Raw genomic sequence first — 20,156 nt, 5'->3', positions numbered from 1 at the left:
GGGCTTCCGCCCGGCACTCCCCCGAGCTCTTCGAGCAGGGCACCCCCAGAGCACGCACCTGACGCCGCAGGGCCGCCCTCCGGGCGACGACACGAGTTCGACGACAGACCCTAGCCCGGGGAGCCGTCCGAGGAGGCTTCCCCTAGCGCCCGATCGCGCCGGATTCCCTGCGCGAGCGACGAGACCGGCGCACGTATCCGACCGACTGACTGTCACAGGCACTGTACGGACGACGGTCACAGGCACCGTACGGACGGCCGCCACAGGCACCGTATGGGCGACCGTCACCACCCTGTACGCACACGCTTCGCGACTGCTCGGTGACGTTGGGTTCAGCGCCAGGAGCGGAATCCCGGCTTCAGGGAATCTGCACACTGATTACGCAATCAGGTCACCGCGCACGACGGATCTGCACACTCGCGCGCCGGGCCCCGCGCCATTGGACCAGGAGTGTCCCATTCGGATTCCGGGCCACAAGCAGCCGAGGGCACCGAAGCGCCATTGCATGTGAAGAAGTGGCCGACGCGGCGTGCGCGCACCTGCACGGATCCACAAGCAGGGACATCAATTGCCCTGGTGAGAGCGTTGGTTGATTGGAAGAGCCGGGCTCCGGCGTGCTTTGATCCGTTGCACCGCGGGGGCCGCCCCCATGGGGCCCGGCGACGGGTTCCCGGCATCCGCGAACGCGGCCGACCGTCTGTCCCCAGAGGGGGGCCGCTCTCCCCCTTGTGAATATCCATATGAAGGGAAGTTCCATCATGAACTCCACCCCCCAGGTTGCGACCGCCGAGATCTCGGACGCCGAGCTGGACGCCGTTTCCGGCGGCCTGCAGATCAACGCCGTTGGCACCGCCACCGGCCTGGTGGATGGCATTGCCCCGGTTTCCGGCCTCGTGGGCACGGCCGTCGGCACGGTCGAGGGTGTCACCGGTCTGAACACCGCCCCGGTCACCCAGCTGGTCGCCGGTCTCTGATCGCACCTGTGTGCCGTTGAGTCCCGGAACCGTCTCCCGGTTCCGGGACTCTCGGATGCCGTAGATCTCTCCGAACAGGTGAGGGAAAGTTCCGTGCAGTTCCGCCAACAGGCCCTCGCCAAGCTGCAGTCGCCCGAAGAGCTGGATCTCCCGGTGCGCTTCGCCCGCCCCCAGGGCTGGCTCGTGCTCACCGTGACGGTGGTCGCCATGGCCGCAGCGTCCGCCTGGGCCGTCACCGGCTCCGTGACCTCCACGGTCAGCGCGCCGGCCATCCTCACGCATGGAGAGGGCAGCTACCTCCTGCAGAGCCCGGTCGCCGGACAGGTCACCGCGGTCCTCGCCCGGGAGGGCGAACAGCTCCCCGCGAACGCGCCCGTGGTGAAGGTCCACACGAGCGAGGGCGACTCCGTGGTCCGCACGGTCGCCGCGGGCCGCATCACCGGGCTCGCCGCCACCATCGGCCAGATCATCCAGACCGGGACGAACGTCGCCTCGGTGGAGAAGGTGGCCCACGCCTCCGACCCGCTGTACGCGACGGTGTACGTGCCCGCCGAGAACGCCGCCGCCATCCCCGCGAACGCCTCCGTCGACCTCACCGTCCAGTCGGTGCCGACCCAGCAGTACGGGGTGCTGCGCGGTCATGTGAAGTCCGTGGACCGGGCGCCCCAGTCGGCACAGCAGATCGCCTCGTTCCTGGGCGACGGCCAGCTCGGGGAGCAGTTCACCAAGAAGGGCCGCCCGGTGGCCGTCCTGGTGCGGCTCGACAAGTCCTCCGGCACGAAGAGCGGCTACCGATGGTCGTCCGTGGACGGCCCTCCGTTCGCCCTCACCTCCATGACCCTGGCCTCCGGCTCGATCCGCATGGCCGATCAGCGTCCCGTCGATTGGCTCCTGCCGTGACCGCTCCCTCGGACACCCTGCCCCCGGTACGGGGCAGACGCCGCGCCACACCGCCGAAGCGCACGGTGCCCAAGGGCCGGACGAAGACCGTCCGCACGCCCACCGTGCTGCAGATGGAGGCGGTGGAGTGCGGCGCCGCCTCCCTGGCCATGGTGCTCGGGCACTACGGCCGACACGTCCCTCTTGAAGAGCTGCGCATCGCCTGCGGCGTCTCCCGCGACGGCTCACGCGCCAGCAACCTCCTGAAAGCGGCTCGCAGTTACGGTCTCACGGCCAAGGGCATGCAGATGGACACGGCCGCGCTCGCCGAGGTGCGGGCGCCGGCCGTCCTGTTCTGGGAGTTCAACCACTACGTCGTCTACGACGGCATGGGGCGCCGCTTCGGCCGCCGCGGCGTGTACGTGAACGACCCCGGCAAGGGCCGCCGCTTCGTGCCCATGGAGGACTTCGACACCAGCTTCACCGGGGTCGTACTGGTGATGGAGCCGGGCGAGGACTTCACCCGGGGCGGGCGCAGGCCGGGCGTCCTGGGCGCCATGCCCGCCCGGCTGCGCGGCACCTCGGGCACGATGCCCGCAGCGATCCTCGCGAGCCTGCTGCTGGTGGTGGTGGGCGCCGCGATGCCGGCGCTGAGCCGCACCTACATCGACATGTTCCTGATCGGCGGGCAGACCTCGCTGCTCGGTGTGCTGTTCGCGTCGATGGCCGCGTGCGTGCTGCTCACGATCGTGCTGACCTGGTTGCAGCAGACCAATCTGCTGCGCGGCCGGATCATCTCCTCGACGCTGTCCAGCGCCCGCTTCCTGCGCCATCTGCTGCGCCTGCCGGTGACGTTCTTCGCCCAGCGCAGCCCGGCCGACCTGGTCCAACGCCTCCAGTCCAACGACGCGGTCGCCGAGACCCTGGCCCGCGACCTCGCGGCGGCCGGCGTGGACGCGGTCGTCGTCGTGCTGTACGCGGTGCTGCTGTACACGTACGACCCGCAGCTGACCTTCGTCGGCATCGGCGTCGCGCTGCTCAACGTGGTGGCGATGCGAGTGGTCGTACGACTGCGGGCGACGCGCACCGCGAAGCTGCGCGCGGACAGCGCCCGGCTCACCAACACCGCCTACACCGGGCTGCAGTTGATCGAGACGATGAAGGCGACCGGCGGCGAGGACGGCTACTTCCGCAAGTGGGCGGGGCAGCACTCCACCACGCTGGAGGAACAGCAGCGGCTCGGGGTGCCGAGCGCCTGGCTGGGGGTGGTAGCGCCGACGCTCGCCACGCTCAACAGCGCGCTGATCCTGTGGATCGGCGGACTGCGGGCGGTCGAGGGCCATATCTCGGTCGGTCTGCTGGTCGCCTTCCAGGCGCTGGTGACCCGGTTCACCGCGCCGATCACCCGGCTCAACGGGGTCGCGGGCCGGATCCAGGACTTCGCCGCGGACGTGGCGCGCCTGAAGGACGTGGAGAACTTCCAGGCCGACCCGCTCTACGGCCGCTCCGGACGCGGCGAGTCGACCCGCCGGCTGCACGGCCATGTCGAACTGGAACACATCACCTTCGGCTACAGCCCGCTGGACAAGCCGCTGCTGAACGGCTTCAGCCTGACCGTGGGCCCGGGTCAGCAGGTGGCCCTGGTCGGCGGCTCGGGCAGCGGCAAGTCGACGGTGTCCCGGCTGATCTCGGGGCTGTACACGCCCTGGGAGGGCGAGATCCGCATCGACGGACGGCGCCTGGAGGACATTCCGCGTGGCGCGCTCGCCGCCTCGGTCTCCTTCGTCGACCAGGACGTCTTCCTCTTCGAGGGCACGGTTCGGGACAACGTGGCGCTGTGGGACCCCTCGATCCCGGACCACGCGGTGGTCGCGGCGTTGCGGGACGCGGCCCTGTACGACGTGGTGATGCGTCGCCCCGGCGGCATCCACAGCCGGGTCGAGCAGGACGGGCGGAACTTCTCCGGCGGGCAGCGCCAACGTCTGGAGATCGCCCGGGCGTTGGTGCGCGACCCCAGCATCCTGGTCCTCGACGAGGTGACCAGCGCCCTGGACGCGGAGACCGAGCAGACCGTGATCGACAACCTGCGCAAGCGAGGCTGCGCCTGTGTGGTGATCGCGCACCGGCTGAGCACCGTGCGCGACAGCGACGAGATCGTGGTGCTCCAGCACGGCACGATCGTGGAACGGGGGCGGCACGACGCCCTGGTGGCGGCCGGCGGGGCGTACGCCGAGCTCGTCAGGGAGCGATGAGATGACGGCGGTTCACGAGGGAGACCTCGTTCTCGGCGCGCTGGGCACGATGGGGTCCCCGGTCGACTGCTCCGGCCTCGGCCGGCTCGACCTGGAGGGTCCTCAGGTGCTGTGGCTGGTCGCGGCCGGCGCGCTGGACCTGTTCGCGGTGGACGCCACCGCGCAGGGCCACTGGCACCACCTCGGCCGCCTGGAGGCGGGCTCGCTGCTGCTCGGCCCGGTCCCGGGACCCCAGCACACCCTGGTCGCCCGCCCGGTGCGCGACTGCGCGGTGCGCCGCATCCAGCTGCGCGAGCTGTATCAGCAGGTCGACACCCAGACCTGGTCGTACGACGAGTACGGCAACCCGCAGTACGTACCGCCGACGACGAGCCCGCTGGAGTACGCGCTCGCCCTGGGCGTCGGCCGGAGTCTGTCGATCCTCTTCCAGGCGCCGACGGCGAACGAACGGGCCGCCGAGATGACCGACGACGATGTGTTCTGGATGCAGGTGCCGCCGGGCAGCGTCCAGTACGGCTCGCTCTACGGGGCGGAGGCGGCGGCCGATCTGCTGATGGATCCCGCGGTCTGGCAGGGAATGGTCGACCAGCAGTACCGGCTCCTCACCACCCTCGACCGGTGGATCGAGCAGGTGGAGCGCAGCCACGAGACCCGTACCGCTGCCGGTATCAAGGCGGGCGAGGCGGTCCGCGCCCAGGCCGACCGCACCCTGCTCGCCTCGATCGGCAGGGCGTCGGCCCGGCGCACGACGGCGGCCGACGCCGACGCCACCTACGCGGCCTGCCGGCTGGTGGCCCGCGCCGCCGGGATCGCGCTGGCCGACCCCGCGGGGAGCGATACCGAGAGCGACCGCCTCGATCCGGTCGAACGCATCGCCATCGCCTCCCGGGTCCGCACCCGGGTCGTACGGCTGGACGGGCGCTGGTGGCGCGACGACGTCGGGCCGCTGGTGGGCCACCGTGCGCTGTCGGGCGCGCCGGTCGCACTGCTGTGGCGGCGCGGCGGCTATGTGGCCGTCCAGCCCTCGTCGGGCCGCGAGACCCCCGTCGAGAAGGCGAACGCGGCCGAGTTCGAGCCGCGGGCCGTGATGTTCTACCGTCCGCTGCCCGATCAGGGCCTCGACCCGCTGCGGCTGCTGCGGTTCAGCATGCGCGGCACCCGGGGCGACCTGCTCGGACTGCTGCTCAGCGGTCTGGTGACCGTGGCGATCGGCGCGCTGGTGCCCATCGCCACCGGCAAGGTGCTCGGCGAGTACGTACCGAAGGCCCAGCAGGGGCTGATCGTCCAGGTCTGCCTCGCCCTGATGGTGACCGGTGTGGTGGCCGCGGCGTTCATGTTGCTGGAGAACCTGAGCATCCTGCGCCTGGAGGGACGGATCGAGGCGACGCTCCAGCCGGCGGTCTGGGACCGGCTGCTGAGGCTGCCGACGAAGTTCTTCGCGGAGCGCTCCACCGGTGAGCTGGCGAGCGCGGCGATGGGCATCAGCGCCATTCGCCGACTGCTCGCCGGGGTCGGTCCGGTGGTCGCCCAGTCGGTGACGGTCGGCATGATGAACCTGGGGCTGCTGCTGTGGTACAGCGTGCCCATGGCGCTGGCGGCGATCGCCATGCTCGTCGTCATCGCCGCGGTCTTCCTGGGGCTCGGGCTGTGGCAGGTGCGCTGGCAGCGGCGACTGGTGCGGCTCGGCAACAAGCTGAACAACCAGGCGTTCCAGACCCTGCGCGGACTGCCCAAGCTGCGGGTCGCGGCGGCCGAGAACTACGCGTACGCCGCCTGGGCCGGCGAGTTCGCGCACAGCCGTGAGCTGCAGCAGAAGGTGGGCCGGATCAAGAACCTCACCACGGTGCTGGGTTCGGTGTATCTGCCGCTGTGCTCACTGCTGATGTTCATCCTGCTCGCGGGCCCGGCCAGGGGCGCCCTGTCGGCCGCCGACTTCCTCACCTTCAACACCTCGGTCACCATGCTGCTGACCTCGGTCACCCAGCTCACCGGCGCGTTCGTGTCGGTGGTGGCGGCGCTGCCGCTGTTCGAGGAGATCAAGCCGGTGCTCGACGCGACACCGGAGGTGCGTACGGCGAGCACCCGCCCGGGGGTGCTGTCCGGTGCGATCGAGGCGCGCCGGCTCTCGTTCCGCTACGCCGACGACGGTCCCCTGGTCCTCGACGATGTGTCGTTCGCCGTGCGGCCGGGCGAGTTCGTGGCGATCGTGGGCCCGAGCGGCTGTGGCAAGTCGACGCTGCTGCGCCTGCTGATCGGCTTCGACAAGCCGTCCTCGGGCAGCGTCCTGTACGACGGGCAGGATCTCGCGGCGCTGGACCAGTCGGCGGTGCGCCGGCAGTGCGGGGTGGTGCTCCAGCACGCGCAGCCGTTCACCGGCTCGATCCTGGACGTCATCTGCGGCACCGAGCCGTACACGCCGGAGGAGGCGATGGCCGCGGCGGAGATGGCGGGACTGGCCGAGGACATCAAGCGGATGCCGATGGGTCTGCACACCATCGTCCAGGGCAGCGGCGCGATCTCCGGCGGACAGCGGCAGCGGCTGATGATCGCGCAGGCCCTGATCCGCCGCCCGCGCATCCTGTTCTTCGACGAGGCGACGAGCGCGCTGGACAACGAGACCCAGCGCCGGGTCATCGAGTCCACCCGGGCCCTGAACGCGACCCGGATCGTGATCGCCCACCGGCTGTCCACGGTGCTGGACGCGGACCGGGTCATCGTGATGGAGGACGGCAAGGTCGCCCAGCAGGGCCCGCCGGCGGAACTGCTGGCGGACACCGGCGGGCGGCTGCACGAGCTGGTACGACGTCAGATGGCGTGAGCGGTCAGGCGTCGGTGCCGGGAACGGGCGCGCCGGAGGGGATCCCGGCCCGGATGTACCGCTCGTAGTACTCCTTCCAGGGCGCGGTCTCCCCGGCATGCGGGCCTTCGAAGCGCTCGCCGCGGGCCCGGGCGTCCAGGGCCGCGAGGCAGACCTCCCAGCCGGCGCCGTTGCGGGCGGCGGTGTTCTGCTCCCCGAGGACGTTGGTGAGGGTGAAGCGGGTCCGTCCGCCCTCCAGTTCCTCCAGGTCGAAGCGCAGTTCGTCGCCGCCCCAGGTGAAGGAGAGGTGCCGGGGCGCGTCGACGGCCAGGACCGTGCCGGTCGGCTCCGGCATGTGGGGGTCCCCGCTGAAGTGGACGGTGCCGCCGGAGTGCAGCTCGAACTCGGCGCGGGACGGGAACCACCGGACGAGTTCGTCGGGGTCGGTGACCAGCCGCCAGACATGGTCGACCGGGTGCTCGTAGACCCGGCTGAAGCGTACGGCGGGGCGGCCGTCGTCGAGGGTGAGGTAGGTGCCGGTGAGGTCGGCGGCCATGGTGATCAGTCCTTCGCGGAGGGTCGGTCGGGGTCGTCCGAGGTCTCGTCGAGGCGCCGCCCCAGCGCGTCGAGGCTGCGGTTCCACAGCCTGCGGTAGGGGTCGAGCCAGGCGTCGAGTGCGGCGATCGGGGCCGGGTCGAGCGCGTACACGCGGCGCTGCGCGTCCTGTCGTACGCGCACCAGGCCCGCGTCGCGCAGCACCTTCAGATGCTTCGACGTGCTCGGCTGGCTGAGACCGCACGCATCGACGATCTCACCGACGGACCGCGGCCGCTCCAGGAGCAGCGCGACGATGGCCCGTCGGTGGGGGTCGGCGAGGGCGGACCACAAGGAGGCATCGGACACGCCCCCAATATGCTCGTCTGGTTATATTCCTGTCAAGGAATGAAGGACACGCCGCCGAGGGCCCACCCGTCCACGCGAATCACCCCATCGAAACGTTGCCGTTTCGCGAGGAGGGGTCTACGCTCGAAGTGTACGAAACAGTTTCGTTTATGACTGTCCGAACGACTTTCCCTGGAGTGGTTCTGCCATGTCCCAGACGGTGAAGAGCGGCATCCCGACGGACGCCGTGGAAGCACCACCCACCGCCTCGCCGAAGCGGTGGTGGATCCTCGCGGTCGTCGCGATCGCGCAGCTGATGGTGGTGCTGGACGCCACGATCGTGAACATCGCCCTGCCGTCCGCCCAGGCGGACCTGGGCTTCTCCGACGCCAACCGGCAGTGGATCGTCACCGCGTACGCGCTGGCGTTCGCCTCCCTGCTGCTGCTCGGCGGGCGGATCGCGGACCTCTTCGGCCGCAAGCCCGCGTTCCTCGTCGGGGTCGTCGGATTCGCGGCGGCCTCCGCGCTCGGCGGCGCCGCCACCGGCTTCGGCATGCTGGTCACCGCCCGTGCCCTGCAGGGCGTCTTCGGTGCGCTGCTGGCGCCGGCCGCGCTGTCGCTGCTCAACACCACGTTCACGGACGCCCGGGAGCGGGCGCGGGCGTTCAGCGTGTACGGCGCGATCGCGGGCGCGGGCGGCGCGGTCGGCCTGCTGCTGGGCGGGATGCTGACCGATGCGCTCGACTGGCGCTGGACGCTCTATGTGAACGTGGCCATCGCCGTCGTCGCCTTCGCGGGCGGCTGGGTCCTGCTCGGCAACCACCGCGACGCCGCGAACTCCAAGCTCGACGTGCCGGGCACGGTCCTGGTCGCGGGTGGTCTCTTCTCCCTCGTCTACGGCTTCTCGAACGCCGAGACGCACCACTGGGGTTCGCCGCAGACCTGGGGCTTCCTGATCGCGGGCGGTGTGCTGCTCGCCGCCTTCTCCTGGTGGCAGACCCGGGCCGCGCACCCGCTGCTGCCGCTGCGCGTCCTGCTCGACCGCGACCGCGCGGCCTCCTATCTCGCGGTCCTGGTCACCGGCGCGGGCATGTTCGGTGTCTTCCTCTTCCTCACCTACTACCTGCAGCTGAACCTCGGCTTCAGCCCCACGAAGACCGGTGTGGCGTTCCTGCCGATGGTCGGGGCGCTGATGGTGACGGCGCAGCTCGGTACCACGGTGCTGCTGCCGCGGATCGGTCCGAAGATCGTGATCCCGCTGGGCTTCGCCGTCGCCACGGCCGGCATGGCCTGGCTCACCGGCATCGGGCTCGGCTCGCACTATCTGAGCGCCGTGCTGCCGCAGCTGATCGTGATCGGCGTGGGCCTCGGCCTGGTGATGCCGCCGGCCATGCAGCTCGCCACCGGCGGGGTGGCGGCCGAGGACGCGGGGGTCGCCTCCGCGACCGTCAACGCGATGCAGCAGGTGGGCGGTTCCATCGGTACGGCGCTGCTGAACACGCTGGCCGCGAGCGCCGCGACCGACTATCTGGCCGGGAGGGACGCGACCAGCAGGCTGGTCCGGGCACAGGCGACCATGGAGAGCTACACCACCGCCTTCGAGTGGTCGGCGGGCCTTTTCGCCGCGGGCGCGGTCGTCGCGTTCCTGCTCTACCGCGCCGGCACCCAGCAGCCGGCCGCCGAGGGCGCCCCCGTCGTCCACATGTGATCAGTACCCGAGAGCCGAGGGGCCGCCGTCCGCAGGGAGACGGCGGCCCCTCCCCCGTCCCCGGAACCGGGCGACGACGGCGGCGAGCCGTGCCTGCTGGACGATCTCGCTGCGCGGTACGGCGGGCCGGTAGACGACCAGCGCCCGGTTCCGCTTGGACAGCCGCAACGCCCTCGGAGCCGGGACGACTTCACCGTCGCAGGCGCAGGTGTCCGTGCCTCTGAGGTCCTCGATCCGCACCTCGGGCACCCGCTCGGCGACATACACCGGACAGTGTCCGAGGGCCCCGAGGAGCGCCGCGAGGACCACCCGGGTGCGGGCCAGCCGGCGGTCCCCGTCGATGAGCCGCAGATCGAGCAGCCCGTCGTCGAGCCGGGGACGGAACGCGGGCGCGAAACCGTCGGGCACATAACAGCCGTTGCCCGCGAAGAGCAGCCACAGCCGGCGGCGCCGGCCGTCGATGCGCAGTTCCGTGGGCGCGGCGGTGCGCAGCACCCGGACGAGCGCCACGGTCGCCGCGGGCCATGTGCCGATCCGGTGCTCCAGGCGCTCGCGCAGCCGGACCAGTTCGGGATAGAGACCGATGGCGAAGGTGTTGAGGAACTCCGTCGGAGCCGTGTCCCGGTCCGTGTCCGCGCTCGTTTCCTGGGGAGCGGCGGTCCCGAGGTCCACGGCGACCGCCTCACCGCGCTCCACCGCGGCCACCGTGTCCGCGACGTGCGGGACGCCCACATCGAGGGCGAAGTGGTTGAAGGTGCCGCCGGGGAACACCGCGAGGGGCAGGCCGTGCCGGGCGGCGGACCGGGCCACCGCGTTGACCGTGCCGTCGCCTCCGTGGACGCCCAGCGCGCCGCCCCGTGCGAGGGCTCGACGGACCGCCCGGTCGAGCAGCGCGTCGAAGTCGTCGTCCGGTCCGCACGCCACGAGTTCCGCCCCGGGCAGGAGTTCCGCCAGGAGGGTGGTGGCCGGCAGCGGGGCGGCCGGGGTCCCGGCGCCGGTGTTGACGAAGACGACGAGCCCTTCGCCGCCGGGCAGGGCGGGTGCCGTGGCGAGCGGCCGCTCGCGCTCCGGATTCACCTGGCGCGGCGGCCACCAGCGGCAGGTGAGCACCGCAGCGCCGACGCCGATCACCGTGCCGGCCAGGACGTCCCCCGGGTAGTGCACACCCACGTAGACCCGCGAGAAGGCGACCGCGGCGGCCACCGGGGCGATCAGCGCGCCGTAGCGGGTGGATTCCAGGGCGACTCCCGTGGCGAAGGCCGCGGCCGACGCGGAGTGACCGGAGGGGAAGGAGGTCGTACGCGGCTGTCGCATGAGGTGCCGGATCTGGGGCACGGGGTCCAGCAGCGGTCGCGGGCGCCGGGCGGACCACTTGACGACGGTGTTCACGGTCAGCGAGGCGAGGACGAGCGAACCGGCGCCGCGCAGGGCGGCGCGCCGGGCGGTGTGGCCGCCGAGCGTCACGAGCCCGGCCGCCGCGCCCAGCCACAGCCGGCCGTGGTCCGCCGAGCGGCTGAGCCGGGTGAGCGCGGGGTCGGCGCCCGGCACACGGGCGGCGGCGACCCGGATGAACAGCCGCTGGTCCAGCTCACCGAGGAAGCGCATGCTCCACGGCTACCGGCATGGGCCGACGGCGGCATCCGGGACGCACCCGACCGGCGGACGCCCGTCACCACCGCGTCGGCCGTGGGACGTCCTCCCCCTCGCCTCCCGCTCTGCTTGCCTGGGAACCCCGGCGGCGGTCGGGGCGGGAGTCGCGGCATGGGAAGCCGTGCCCCGTCCGCTCGCCGGGCATCGGAACCGACGGCGTCGGGGCCGCTCCCGGGCAGGGCGCGGCCCCCCGCGCCCGCGGCGGCTACTCCCCCGCGTACGCCTTCTCCAGGGCCGCGATGTCCAGCTTGGACATCGTCATCATGGCCTGGGTGGTGCGGGCCGCCCTCGCCGCGTCCGGGTCGCTGATCAGCTCGATCAGCCTGGCCGGTACCACCTGCCAGGACAGGCCGTACCGATCCTTGAGCCAACCGCAGGGGCCGGGCTCGCCGCCGCCCTCGAGGAGCCGGTTCCAGTAGTGGTCCACCTCGTCCTGGTCGTCGCAGAAGATCTGGAAGGACACGGCCTCGTTGAAGGTGAACTGCGGTCCGCCGTTCAGCGCGACGAACTTGTCGCCGTTGGCCACGAACTCGACGGCCATGACGGAGCCCGACCGGCCGGGGCCGGCGTCGGTGTAGCGGCCCACACGGCCGAGCCGGGAGTTCTTGAAGACGGACACATAGAAATCGGCCGCTTCCTCGGCCTGGCCGTCGAACCACAGACAGGTGGTGAATCCGTCGGCGGGCATCGGTACCTCCTCGGGTGGGAACGTCATCACCCCGGTAGACCGATCCTCGTCCCCCGACTCATCGGTGGCGAGCCGACCACTGTTCCCGGCCATGTGATCGGGGGTGACCCCCGTGGCCGGGACTACGATCCGCCACCATGACCACCTCTGAGGACGCGGCGCCCCCGCAGCCGTTCCGCATCGACATCCCGCAGAGCGACCTCGACGACCTGCACGAACGCCTCGACCGCACCCGTTGGCCCGACGCCCTGCCGGATGTGGGCTGGGCGTACGGGGTCCCCCTCGGCTATCTGCGCGAACTCGCCCGGTACTGGCGTCACGACTACGACTGGCGCGCCGCCGAGGCACGGTTGAACGAGTGGCCGCAGTTCACCACGGAGGTCGACGGGGCCCGGATCCACTTCGCCCACATCCGCTCCCCCGAGCCGGACGCCATCCCGCTGCTGCTCACCCACGGCTGGCCGGGATCGATCGTGGAGTTCCTCGACGTGGTCGGGCCGCTCGCCGATCCGGCCGCCCACGGCGGCGACCCCGCGGACGCGTTCCACGTCGTGGTGCCGGCCCTGCCCGGCTACGGATTCTCCGGCCCGACCCAGGACACCGGCTGGGAGGCGGGCCGCATCGCGGACGCCTGGGTCGAGCTGATGGACCGGCTCGGCTATCCGCGGTTCGGCGCGCAGGGCGGCGACTGGGGCGCGATGGTCTCCCGGGAACTGGGCCGTGCCCACCCCGACCGGGTGATCGGTGTTCATCTCAATCTGCTGCCGGGCGCGCAGCAGACCACGGAGCCGACCACCGAGGAGCTGGCCGCGCTGAGTCCGCACGAGCGCGAGCGCACCCTCACCTCCTGGCGGCGATGGGAGGAGTGGCAGCGCGAGGGCACGGGCTACGCGATCCTGCACTCCACCCGGCCGCAGACGCTCGCCTACGCCCTCACGGACTCGCCGGTCGGCCAGCTCGCCTGGATCGTGGAGAAGTTCCGCGAGTGGACCGACTCGCGGGAGCTGCCCGAGGAGGCCGTCGACCGGGACCGGCTGCTCACCGACGTGATGCTGTACTGGCTCACCGGCACCGCCGGTTCGGCGGCCCGTATCTACTACGAGCGGGCGCATGCCGCGGGCCGTGCCGCCGCACCGTCCGAGCCGTCCACCGCACCGACGGCGGTCGCTGTCTTCCCGGCCGAGATCCAGGTTCCGCTGCGGCACCGGGCGGAGCGGACCGAGAAGATCGTGCGCTGGACGGAGTTCGACCGGGGCGGGCACTTCGCGGCGATGGAGGAGCCCGACCTGCTGGTGGACGACGTACGGGCCTTCTTCCGGCAGCTGCGCGAGAAGGGCTGATCTGCCCTCGGCGAATCTGCGGCGGGCAGAGAAACGGTGTGCGCCCGTCGCCGCGGGCCGACAGTGGAGTCGACGGCATCCGTGCCACGACAAGGAGACCCGATGACTCCACTGACCACGCTCTCTCCGCGCGCCGAGGAGGGCGACACCCCGCCCAGCCGGTTCGACGACCATCTCGCCGCACAACTGCTCGCCCAGCGCATCGTCTTCCTGGGCACGCAGGTCGACGAGGTGTCGGCGAACCGGGTGTGCGCGCAACTGCTCCTGCTGTCGGCGGAGGACCCGCGCACCGACATCGGCCTGTACATCAACAGCCCCGGCGGGTCCGTCACCGCGGGGCTCGCCATCTACGACACCATGCGGCTCATCCCCAACGACGTCTCGACGCTGGCGATGGGATTCGCCGCCAGCATGGGCCAGTTCCTGCTCACCGTGGGAACGAGCGGCAAGCGGTTCGCGCTGCCGAACGCGCGGATCATGATGCACCAGCCCTCGGCGGGCATCGGCGGCACGACGGCGGACATCGAGATCCAGGCGGAGAACCTGGAGTACACCAAGCAGGCCATCGAGCGGATCACCGCCGAGCACACCGGGCAGAGCGCGCAGACCATCGCACGGGACGGCGACCGTGACCGCTGGTTCACGGCCGAACAGGCCCGGCAGTACGGAATGGTGGACCGGGTCGTGGAGTCGCTCACCGACGTCCGCCCGGCCGCCGCGCGCCGACGGATGGGGCTGTGACATGGGGTCGTACACGGTTCCCTACGTCGTGGAGCGAACCGCGCAGGGCGAGCGGTCCTACGACGTCTTCAGCAGGCTGCTCTCCGAGCGGATCGTCTTCCTCGGCACCGAGATCGACGACGGCGTGGCCAACGTCGTCATCGCGCAGCTCCTCCATCTGGAGTCCGCCGACCCGGAGCAGGAGATCTCCGTCTACCTCAACTCCCCGGGCGGGTCGTTCACGTCACTGATGGCGATCTACGACACGATGACGTTCGTACGGGCCCCCATCTCCACCTTCTGCGTCGGGCAGGCGGCCTCGACGGCGGCGGTGCTGCTGGCCGGCGGCGACCCCGGTCGGCGGTTCGTGCTCCGGCACGCCCGGGTGCTGCTCGGCCAGCCCGCGGCCGGAGGGCAGCAGGGAACGGTCTCCGACCTGAGCCTGAAGGCCAAGGAGATGGTGCGTATCCGCTCCCAGGTGGAGGAGGTCCTCGCCCGGCACACGCACCACGAGGTGGCGACCCTGCGGGCCGACATGGACCGGGACAGGGTCTTCACCGCGGAGGAGGCCGTGGCCTACGGACTCGCCGACGAGGTCCTCGGGCGCCGAGGTGCGTTCGAGTGACCCGGCGGGCCGGGGGCCGGACTCCGTGGAACGGTCAGGCGACGAGGCACAGCCCGTCGTAGCGCCCGCCCGGCCGGGCCGTCGGCGACGTACGGCCCCGGCCCGGCCGGTTCCGGGCGCCACCCGCCAACTCGTCCTGGGCGAGCGAGAGCAGGTCCGTGAGGCCGAGCCCGAGCGCCCGGGCCGCGGCCGCGAGGACCTCTGAGGACGCCTCCTTGCGGCCGCGCTCCAGCTCGGACAGATAGGGCATCGAGATACGGGCCGCCTCCGCGACGTCCTTGAGCGTGCGCTCCTGGGCGAGCCGTTCGCGCCGCAGTATGTCCCCGACGAGGTCCCGCCACAGCGGCTCCTTGGGCGCGGCCGTCCGGGGGGCCGGACCCGGCTGCTGCGCGGGGCGGGGCGCTGTGCCGGTGCCGGGCGCTGTGCCGGTGCGGGGCTGCGCGCCCTTCGGGCGGAGCGGGATGACGCGGGCTTCGTTCGGCGCATGAGGGCTCACCCCCTCAGCCTAGGGACGGCGGGCGCGACGGGAAGGGGGCGGTGTTGCGCCCTGGGTGAACCCCCCGCCGCCGTAGTACACATGGCGGCCGGGCCGTCCGGCGGTCGCCGCCGCGTGAACGGCGTCACGCCGTCCGGGCGACAGCACTGACATGAGATGCCGACTTCGGGGTAGACGCGCTCACACACGGATGGACGACGCCCAAGAGGCCAAGCCCAAAAGGCCGAAGAGTGAGTTTCCTGGGAGAGGTAGAGGCAATGGACACCGCCGCCATGAGCTGGTCCACGGTCATCGACGACAGCGTCCGTACCAGGACTGGTGAGGGCCCCCTGCCGACCGTCACGGATCCGCGGGCCGTGGCTCCTCGTGACGCGCGGGAACTGTCCCGGCAGTTCTTCCACCGCCTGACCACCCTGGACGAGGGCACACACGAATACCAGTACGCGCGCAACACCCTCATCGAGATGAACATGTCGCTGGTGCGGTTCGCGGCCGGACGGTTCCGGGGCCGCGGTGACGACATGGAGGACATCGTCCAGGTCGGCATGATCGGCCTGATCAAGGCCATCGACCGGTTCGAGATCTCGCGGGAGGTGGAGTTCACCTCCTTCGCGGTGCCCTACATCGTCGGTGAGATCAAGCGGTTCTTCCGCGACACCACGTGGGCCGTCCATGTGCCGCGCCGCCTGCAGGAGTTGCGGGTGGAGCTGGCGAAGGCGCGCGAGGAGCTCGCCACCCGCCTGGACCGGGAGCCGACCGTCGCCGAGCTGGCCGCGCTGATGAACCTGTCCGAGGACGAGGTCACGGAGGCGCGGATCGCGGCCAACGGCTACAACTCGTCGTCCCTGGACGCCACGCTGACGGGGGAGGACCAGGACGGGGAGACGGTGCTCGCCGACTTCATCGGCGAGGAGGACGAGGGCCTGCGTCTCGTCGAGGACTTCCACACCCTCGCCCCGCTGGTGGCGGAGCTGAGCGAACGGGACCGGACGATCATCCATCTGCGCTTCGTGGAGGAGGCCACCCAGGCCGACATCGGCGCGCGGCTCGGCTGCTCCCAGATGCATGTCTCACGCCTCATCAAGCGCATCATCGAGCAGCTGCGCAGCGGGATGCTGGACGATCTGAACCGGGTCGACGCCGTCTGAGCGAGGGCCGGTCGACAGCGACGCAGGACGGCCGGTGGTGACCGGCGGCTCCGCCCGACGGCAGGGGCCCGCACCACCGGCCGCTCCGGTGCGGACGCGGCCGGCTCAGCGGGTCAGCCGTACGACCGCCCGTACACACTTGCCCACCGGCACCAGCTCGGCCGTGACCTGGGCAGACACCGCATGGACGATCTCCAGCCCATGGCCACCGACCCGTCCCGGGTCCCTGGGATAGCGCCGGGGCAGCGCCGCGCTGCTGTCGTAGACGGCGACCGTGACGGCCGTGTCGGTGCCCTCCAGCTCCAGGACGTACGGGCCGTGGCTGTGCCGCTGCGCGTTGGTGACCAGTTCGCTCACCACCAGAAGCACATCGTCGGCGGCGAGCCGTTCGATCGGGGCGCACCACTCGGACCTGAGCTGTTCGACGAACAGTTCTCCGAAGGTCCTGGCCTCGGCGATGGACCCCGGCTCACCGGTGTAGTGCGCCGCCCGCCGCAGCGGCTCAACGGGCATGTCGAAGTCAGTAGGTATCACTGCTCCGTCCATGTGCTCCATCATGCGGTTCTCTCTCGGAAAGCCGGGATTCGTACGGCGCGGCGCCCTCGTCGGAGGAACACCGCACCAGTGCTCGTACCCAGCGATACGGTCTCCAGTCCCCCGGGAACGATTCGAGGGCGCGGTGACAGGCTGCGGGGAGGCCGTCACGCGGGGCATCTTCGGATGCGTCCGGGGCATCCGCATGGTACGGCGCCCGGCCGACGGCGGCCGGGGCCGGGGTACCGGAGGTGGACCGTGAGCTGGTGGGAGTGGCCGGTCCTCGTGGTGGTGGCGGTGGCGCTGCTGTCCGGACTGTCGCTGTGGGTGCAGGCGCGCCGGCGGGCGGGCACGGTGATCGCGGTCCGGCGGGGTGACCGGCCCGGAAGGCGGGATGGGCGATGAACGAGCTGACAGGGGCGCGCGAACTGTCCGGGCGTCCCGTGGTGACGCTGAGCGGTGACGCGGTCGCCCAGGTGCGGGACACGGTCTTCGACGGCCCGGCCGGCCGGATCACGGGGTTCACGCTCAGCGGCCGTGGCCTGCTCGCGGGGCCGCTGCGCAGGAGCCTGCCGTGGGGTGCGGTGCACGCGCTGGGCCGGCACGCCGTGCTGATCCGCGCTCAGGACGTGCTGGCCGAGTCGTCCGCGGTGGTGGCGCGCAAGGAGGCCGCGCGCGGGCAGGTGCTCGGCGCCAGGGTGCTGACGGACGCGGGCACGGAGATCGGCGTCGTGCTGGACGTGGTGGTCGAGGGCGGCACGAGCGGACGGGTGGTGGGCTTCCGGATCAATGCGCGGGAGTCGCTGGTCGCGGGGTCGCGCAGGCGACGGCGCCGGGTGTTCGTGCCGCGTGGCGAGACGCTCGCGGTGTCGGGGCGGGCTCTGGTGGTACCGGCGGACGCGGTCCGGTTCGTCGCGGACGACCTCGCCGGGTTCGCGGCCCGTGTGGAGGCGTACCGGTCGCGGGGCGGCCCCGCCGCGGAGAGTGTCGAGAGGGGGCCGCTGCCGTGATGACGTTCTCCGAGGCGCGGGGGCTGCCGGTGGTGACGCTCGGCGAGGCGCGGGAGATCGGTGCGCTCGCCTCGCTCGCCCTCGACGCGGCGGCCGGCCGGATCACCCATCTGCGGGTGGCGGGACCGCGCGGCCGGAAGGAGACGGCCGTCGCCTGGAAGGCCCTGCACGCGGTCGGTGCCGACGCCGTGATCGTGGCATCGGACGTGCCGCCGGACCCGGGCCCGCCCGGCCCGCGCCACGAGGTGCTGGGGATGCTGGTGCTGTCCGAGGAGGGCGAGGAGCGCGGCACGGTCCAGGACCTGGTCTTCGACCCGTCCACCGGACGGATCGACAAGGTGGTCACCACCCTGGGCGAGGTCGCGGGCGACCGGCTGCTCGGGCTCGGGGACTACGCGCTCGTGGTCCGGGCGGACTGAGGCGGTCGGCCCAGGTCGGCGGGCGGAGCGGGCAGGGGCTGCTTACCGTGGCAGCGTGAGCGTCCCGACCTCGTCCGACCGGGCCGCCGTCCGCACCGACGGCCCGCCGATCGCCCCGTACGGCTGGTTCCAGGCCGTGTGGACCGTGCTGGCCGGACTCGTCGTCATGGGAGTGTTCGCCGCCCTCGGGCTGTGGGCGGCGGGCGGTACCCATATCCCCGAGAACGGCTTCCCCCGGGCGGTCGTGGCCGTGGTCGTCGTCGCGGTCGGCGGCAGCGTGCGGCTCGCGGGGGACGCGGGCCCGCTGGCCGGCAGCCGCGCCGGGCTCACGGTGATGCCCCTGTCGGTGACGCTCGCGGGGGCGCTGGTGATCGCCGCCGGCTTTCTGCGTCCGCTGCGGCACCGGGCCGTCGCGGGGGCGCCCGAACTGGCGGGCTGGGCGGCCCGGATCGCCGTGCTGTGGCTGCCGGCGCTGATCGGTATGGCGCTGGCGGCCCGTCAGACGTTCCCGGTGCCGCTCGGCGGCACGATCGGGGACATCGGACAATTGTTCGGCATCGCTCCCCGGATCGGCTACACGACGGACCTGCCGCAGACCGTGCTGTTCGGACTCCTGTGGCTGGCGGGCGTGTTGGTCGTCGCCCTGCTGATCTCGCCCGGCGTCCCGCTCCCCGACCGGCTGCGGCACCGTCAGGAGTCCGTGCGTCCGGCCGCGTACGCGGTGGTGGCCCTGCTTCTCGCGTACGTCGCCCTGGGCGTCGTCATCGCGCTGGTGGTGGCGGCGACGCGCGGGCACCCCGCGCAGACGCTCGCGGTGATCCTGCTGGGGCTGCCCAATCTGGTGTGGCCGCTGTTCACCATCGGGCTGGGCGCGACCTGGCACGGGCGGGTGGACGGGCCGTTGGGGCTACCCGCGCCGCATCTGCTCGACGAGGTGCTCCGCACGCCGGACGTCTCGACGCTCAACCTGAGTACGCTCGCCGCGCACGACGGCCGGGTGTGGTGGCTCATGGTCGTGAACGCCGTGCTGGTGCTGGCCGCCGGGTGGCTGACGGCGGCGCGCTCCCCGGCGGGGACGCGGGCCTGGTGGCACGCGGGGCGCCTGGCCGTCGCGCTGGTGGCGGCGGTGCTGATGATCTGCCTGGTGTGCCGGATCCGGGCGCACTACGGGCTGTCGCTCCTGGGCGTCGGCGACCTGGGCGGCGGCCTGTCCGGTGTGCTGATGCTGACACCACAGTGGTGGACGGCTCTGGGCCTGGCCGCCCTGTGGGGGCTCGCCGCCGGATTCATCGCCGGCCCGGCGGCCGGGCGCATCCTGCGGCGGGGCGGCGGGCGCGGCGAGGTGCCCGGTCCGGTTCCGCGGCGGAAGGCCACGACGGAACCGGACAGCGGCTCCACCGGCTCCCCGGACGACTGAGGCCGAGGAACGGCTCCAGCCACCCGCCCGGGTGTGCTTCCGGTGGGGTGCGGGCCGTACGGGTCGGTCAGGCCGCCGGGGTGGAGAGCGCGGGCACGAAGCGCTGCATCCGCAGGGCGTCCACGGACTCGGCGAGCAGTTCGTACTCGGTGGTGTCGTCGCTGACGGCGACGCGGACCAGCCGTCCGGCGGCCAGTTCCTCGGCGACCTGTTCCTGTCGGCTCGTGTCACCGCACCAGGCGCGCAGAACGCTCGGCACATCGGGGACCGTGTCGGCGACGGGGGCGACGGAGTTCGGGGGGAAGAGCGGGTTGTCCGGATCCGGGTCGAGCCGCTCGGCGATCCAGGAGGCGCGGTCGCGCATCCACCACAGCGCGAGGGCGAGGGTGGGCGCGCGATAGGTCCCTAAGGGCACGCCGACTCGCTGACCGCCGCAGATGCCGTATGCGGTGACATGGCACAGGAATTCGTCGTGCACGTTCGTCCCCCAGTGCGGTGCTCGGTGCCGGGCGGGCCCGTGGTGCCTTGCATGCGCGCGCTGTGCACGGGGGTGATCCGGCCCCGGCGCATCCTCCGCTCCGGGATGTGGGCCGCATCACCCTGTCACTCGAGTATCG

Annotated in this window: 20 protein-coding genes; 13 read left to right on the top strand and 7 right to left on the bottom strand. The window is 72.0% G+C overall.

Annotation, left to right across the window (positions count from 1 at the left end):
- Window positions 1–758: 758 nt before the first annotated feature.
- From ACFY2Z_RS14025 to ACFY2Z_RS14010, 4 genes are all read left to right on the top strand, one after another.
- Complete coding sequence (locus ACFY2Z_RS14025) at window positions 759–974, top strand: type A2 lantipeptide (protein ID WP_311694668.1); 216 nt, start codon at window positions 759–761, stop codon at window positions 972–974.
- Between the two features lie 93 nt (window positions 975–1,067).
- A complete protein-coding gene (locus ACFY2Z_RS14020; protein WP_390744417.1) occupies window positions 1,068–1,874 on the top strand; it encodes an HlyD family efflux transporter periplasmic adaptor subunit in 807 nt (268 codons plus the stop codon).
- Window positions 1,871–4,105 carry an NHLP family bacteriocin export ABC transporter peptidase/permease/ATPase subunit gene (locus ACFY2Z_RS14015; protein WP_390744416.1) on the top strand — a complete coding sequence of 745 codons (2,235 nt, stop codon included), beginning with the start codon at window positions 1,871–1,873 and terminating at the stop codon, window positions 4,103–4,105. Before ACFY2Z_RS14020 ends, ACFY2Z_RS14015 begins: the two co-directional genes overlap by 4 nt.
- Before the next feature lies 1 nt (window position 4,106).
- On the top strand, window positions 4,107–6,923 hold the full coding sequence (locus ACFY2Z_RS14010) for an NHLP bacteriocin export ABC transporter permease/ATPase subunit (protein ID WP_390744415.1): 2,817 nt from the start codon (window positions 4,107–4,109) through the stop codon (window positions 6,921–6,923).
- 4 nt (window positions 6,924–6,927) lie between these two features.
- Here ACFY2Z_RS14010 and ACFY2Z_RS14005 read toward each other — a convergent pair whose 3' ends face one another.
- Window positions 6,928–7,458, bottom strand: coding sequence for an SRPBCC family protein (locus ACFY2Z_RS14005; RefSeq protein ID WP_390744414.1), 531 nt, complete (start codon window positions 7,456–7,458; stop codon window positions 6,928–6,930).
- Window positions 7,459–7,463: 5 nt separating this feature from the next.
- Window positions 7,464–7,805 (bottom strand): ArsR/SmtB family transcription factor, encoded by a 342-nt coding sequence (locus tag ACFY2Z_RS14000; RefSeq protein WP_390744413.1) that lies wholly within the window; start codon window positions 7,803–7,805, stop codon window positions 7,464–7,466.
- Window positions 7,806–7,992: 187 nt separating this feature from the next.
- Here ACFY2Z_RS14000 and ACFY2Z_RS13995 point away from each other — a divergent pair, with 187 nt between their 5' ends.
- Window positions 7,993–9,492, top strand: coding sequence for an MFS transporter (locus ACFY2Z_RS13995; RefSeq protein ID WP_390744412.1), 1,500 nt, complete (start codon window positions 7,993–7,995; stop codon window positions 9,490–9,492).
- Here the strand turns inward: ACFY2Z_RS13995 and ACFY2Z_RS13990 are convergent, their stop codons facing one another.
- Window positions 9,493–11,097: a bifunctional phosphatase PAP2/diacylglycerol kinase family protein gene (locus tag ACFY2Z_RS13990; protein ID WP_390744411.1), complete on the bottom strand. Its 1,605-nt coding sequence runs from the start codon at window positions 11,095–11,097 to the stop codon at window positions 9,493–9,495. It lies immediately after the preceding gene.
- 250 nt (window positions 11,098–11,347) lie between these two features.
- Window positions 11,348–11,830, bottom strand: coding sequence for a VOC family protein (locus ACFY2Z_RS13985; protein ID WP_390744410.1), 483 nt, complete (start codon window positions 11,828–11,830; stop codon window positions 11,348–11,350).
- 137 nt (window positions 11,831–11,967) lie between these two features.
- Here ACFY2Z_RS13985 and ACFY2Z_RS13980 point away from each other — a divergent pair, with 137 nt between their 5' ends.
- The 3 genes from ACFY2Z_RS13980 (at window position 11,968) to ACFY2Z_RS13970 (ending at window position 14,515) form a co-directional block, all read left to right on the top strand.
- Entirely contained in the window at window positions 11,968–13,170 is a 1,203-nt protein-coding gene (locus tag ACFY2Z_RS13980; protein ID WP_390744409.1) for an epoxide hydrolase family protein, read from the top strand.
- Between the two features lie 102 nt (window positions 13,171–13,272).
- Window positions 13,273–13,911 (top strand): ATP-dependent Clp protease proteolytic subunit, encoded by a 639-nt coding sequence (locus ACFY2Z_RS13975; RefSeq protein ID WP_390744408.1) that lies wholly within the window; start codon window positions 13,273–13,275, stop codon window positions 13,909–13,911.
- Window position 13,912: 1 nt separating this feature from the next.
- Window positions 13,913–14,515: a ClpP family protease gene (locus ACFY2Z_RS13970; RefSeq protein ID WP_390744407.1), complete on the top strand. Its 603-nt coding sequence runs from the start codon at window positions 13,913–13,915 to the stop codon at window positions 14,513–14,515.
- A gap of 34 nt (window positions 14,516–14,549) precedes the next feature.
- Here the strand turns inward: ACFY2Z_RS13970 and ACFY2Z_RS13965 are convergent, their stop codons facing one another.
- Window positions 14,550–15,011 carry a helix-turn-helix domain-containing protein gene (locus ACFY2Z_RS13965; protein ID WP_390744406.1) on the bottom strand — a complete coding sequence of 154 codons (462 nt, stop codon included), beginning with the start codon at window positions 15,009–15,011 and terminating at the stop codon, window positions 14,550–14,552.
- Between the two features lie 257 nt (window positions 15,012–15,268).
- On the opposite strand from ACFY2Z_RS13965, the gene ACFY2Z_RS13960 reads away from it, so the two are divergent.
- Entirely contained in the window at window positions 15,269–16,159 is an 891-nt protein-coding gene (locus ACFY2Z_RS13960) for an RNA polymerase sigma factor SigF (protein WP_390744405.1), read from the top strand.
- Window positions 16,160–16,264: 105 nt separating this feature from the next.
- On the opposite strand, the gene ACFY2Z_RS13955 is transcribed toward ACFY2Z_RS13960, so the two are convergent.
- The gene (locus ACFY2Z_RS13955) at window positions 16,265–16,717 is read right to left on the bottom strand and encodes an ATP-binding protein (protein WP_390744404.1); all 453 of its coding nucleotides are present in this window, start codon (window positions 16,715–16,717) and stop codon (window positions 16,265–16,267) included.
- Window positions 16,718–16,951: 234 nt separating this feature from the next.
- On the opposite strand from ACFY2Z_RS13955, the gene ACFY2Z_RS13950 reads away from it, so the two are divergent.
- From ACFY2Z_RS13950 to ACFY2Z_RS13935, 4 genes are read left to right on the top strand one after another with little or no spacing between them, the layout of a single operon-like run.
- On the top strand, window positions 16,952–17,098 hold the full coding sequence (locus ACFY2Z_RS13950) for a hypothetical protein (RefSeq protein WP_311694682.1): 147 nt from the start codon (window positions 16,952–16,954) through the stop codon (window positions 17,096–17,098).
- Complete coding sequence (locus tag ACFY2Z_RS13945) at window positions 17,095–17,703, top strand: PRC-barrel domain-containing protein (RefSeq protein WP_390744403.1); 609 nt, start codon at window positions 17,095–17,097, stop codon at window positions 17,701–17,703. The genes ACFY2Z_RS13950 and ACFY2Z_RS13945 overlap by 4 nt, the downstream gene beginning before the upstream one ends.
- Complete coding sequence (locus ACFY2Z_RS13940; RefSeq protein WP_390744402.1) at window positions 17,703–18,122, top strand: PRC-barrel domain-containing protein; 420 nt, start codon at window positions 17,703–17,705, stop codon at window positions 18,120–18,122. Before ACFY2Z_RS13945 ends, ACFY2Z_RS13940 begins: the two co-directional genes overlap by 1 nt.
- Before the next feature lie 55 nt (window positions 18,123–18,177).
- Entirely contained in the window at window positions 18,178–19,539 is a 1,362-nt protein-coding gene (locus tag ACFY2Z_RS13935) for a streptophobe family protein (RefSeq protein WP_390744401.1), read from the top strand.
- 67 nt (window positions 19,540–19,606) lie between these two features.
- On the opposite strand, the gene ACFY2Z_RS13930 is transcribed toward ACFY2Z_RS13935, so the two are convergent.
- Entirely contained in the window at window positions 19,607–20,017 is a 411-nt protein-coding gene (locus ACFY2Z_RS13930) for a hypothetical protein (protein ID WP_390744400.1), read from the bottom strand.
- Window positions 20,018–20,156 lie beyond the last annotated feature (139 nt).

Origin of the sequence: Streptomyces sp. NPDC001222 (assembly GCF_042896945.1) — a bacterium.
Taxonomy (GTDB): Bacteria; Actinomycetota; Actinomycetes; order Streptomycetales; family Streptomycetaceae; genus Streptomyces; species Streptomyces gibsoniae.
The sequence above is the reverse complement of the archived record's forward strand: the minus strand, read 5'-3'. Positions and strand labels throughout refer to the sequence as shown.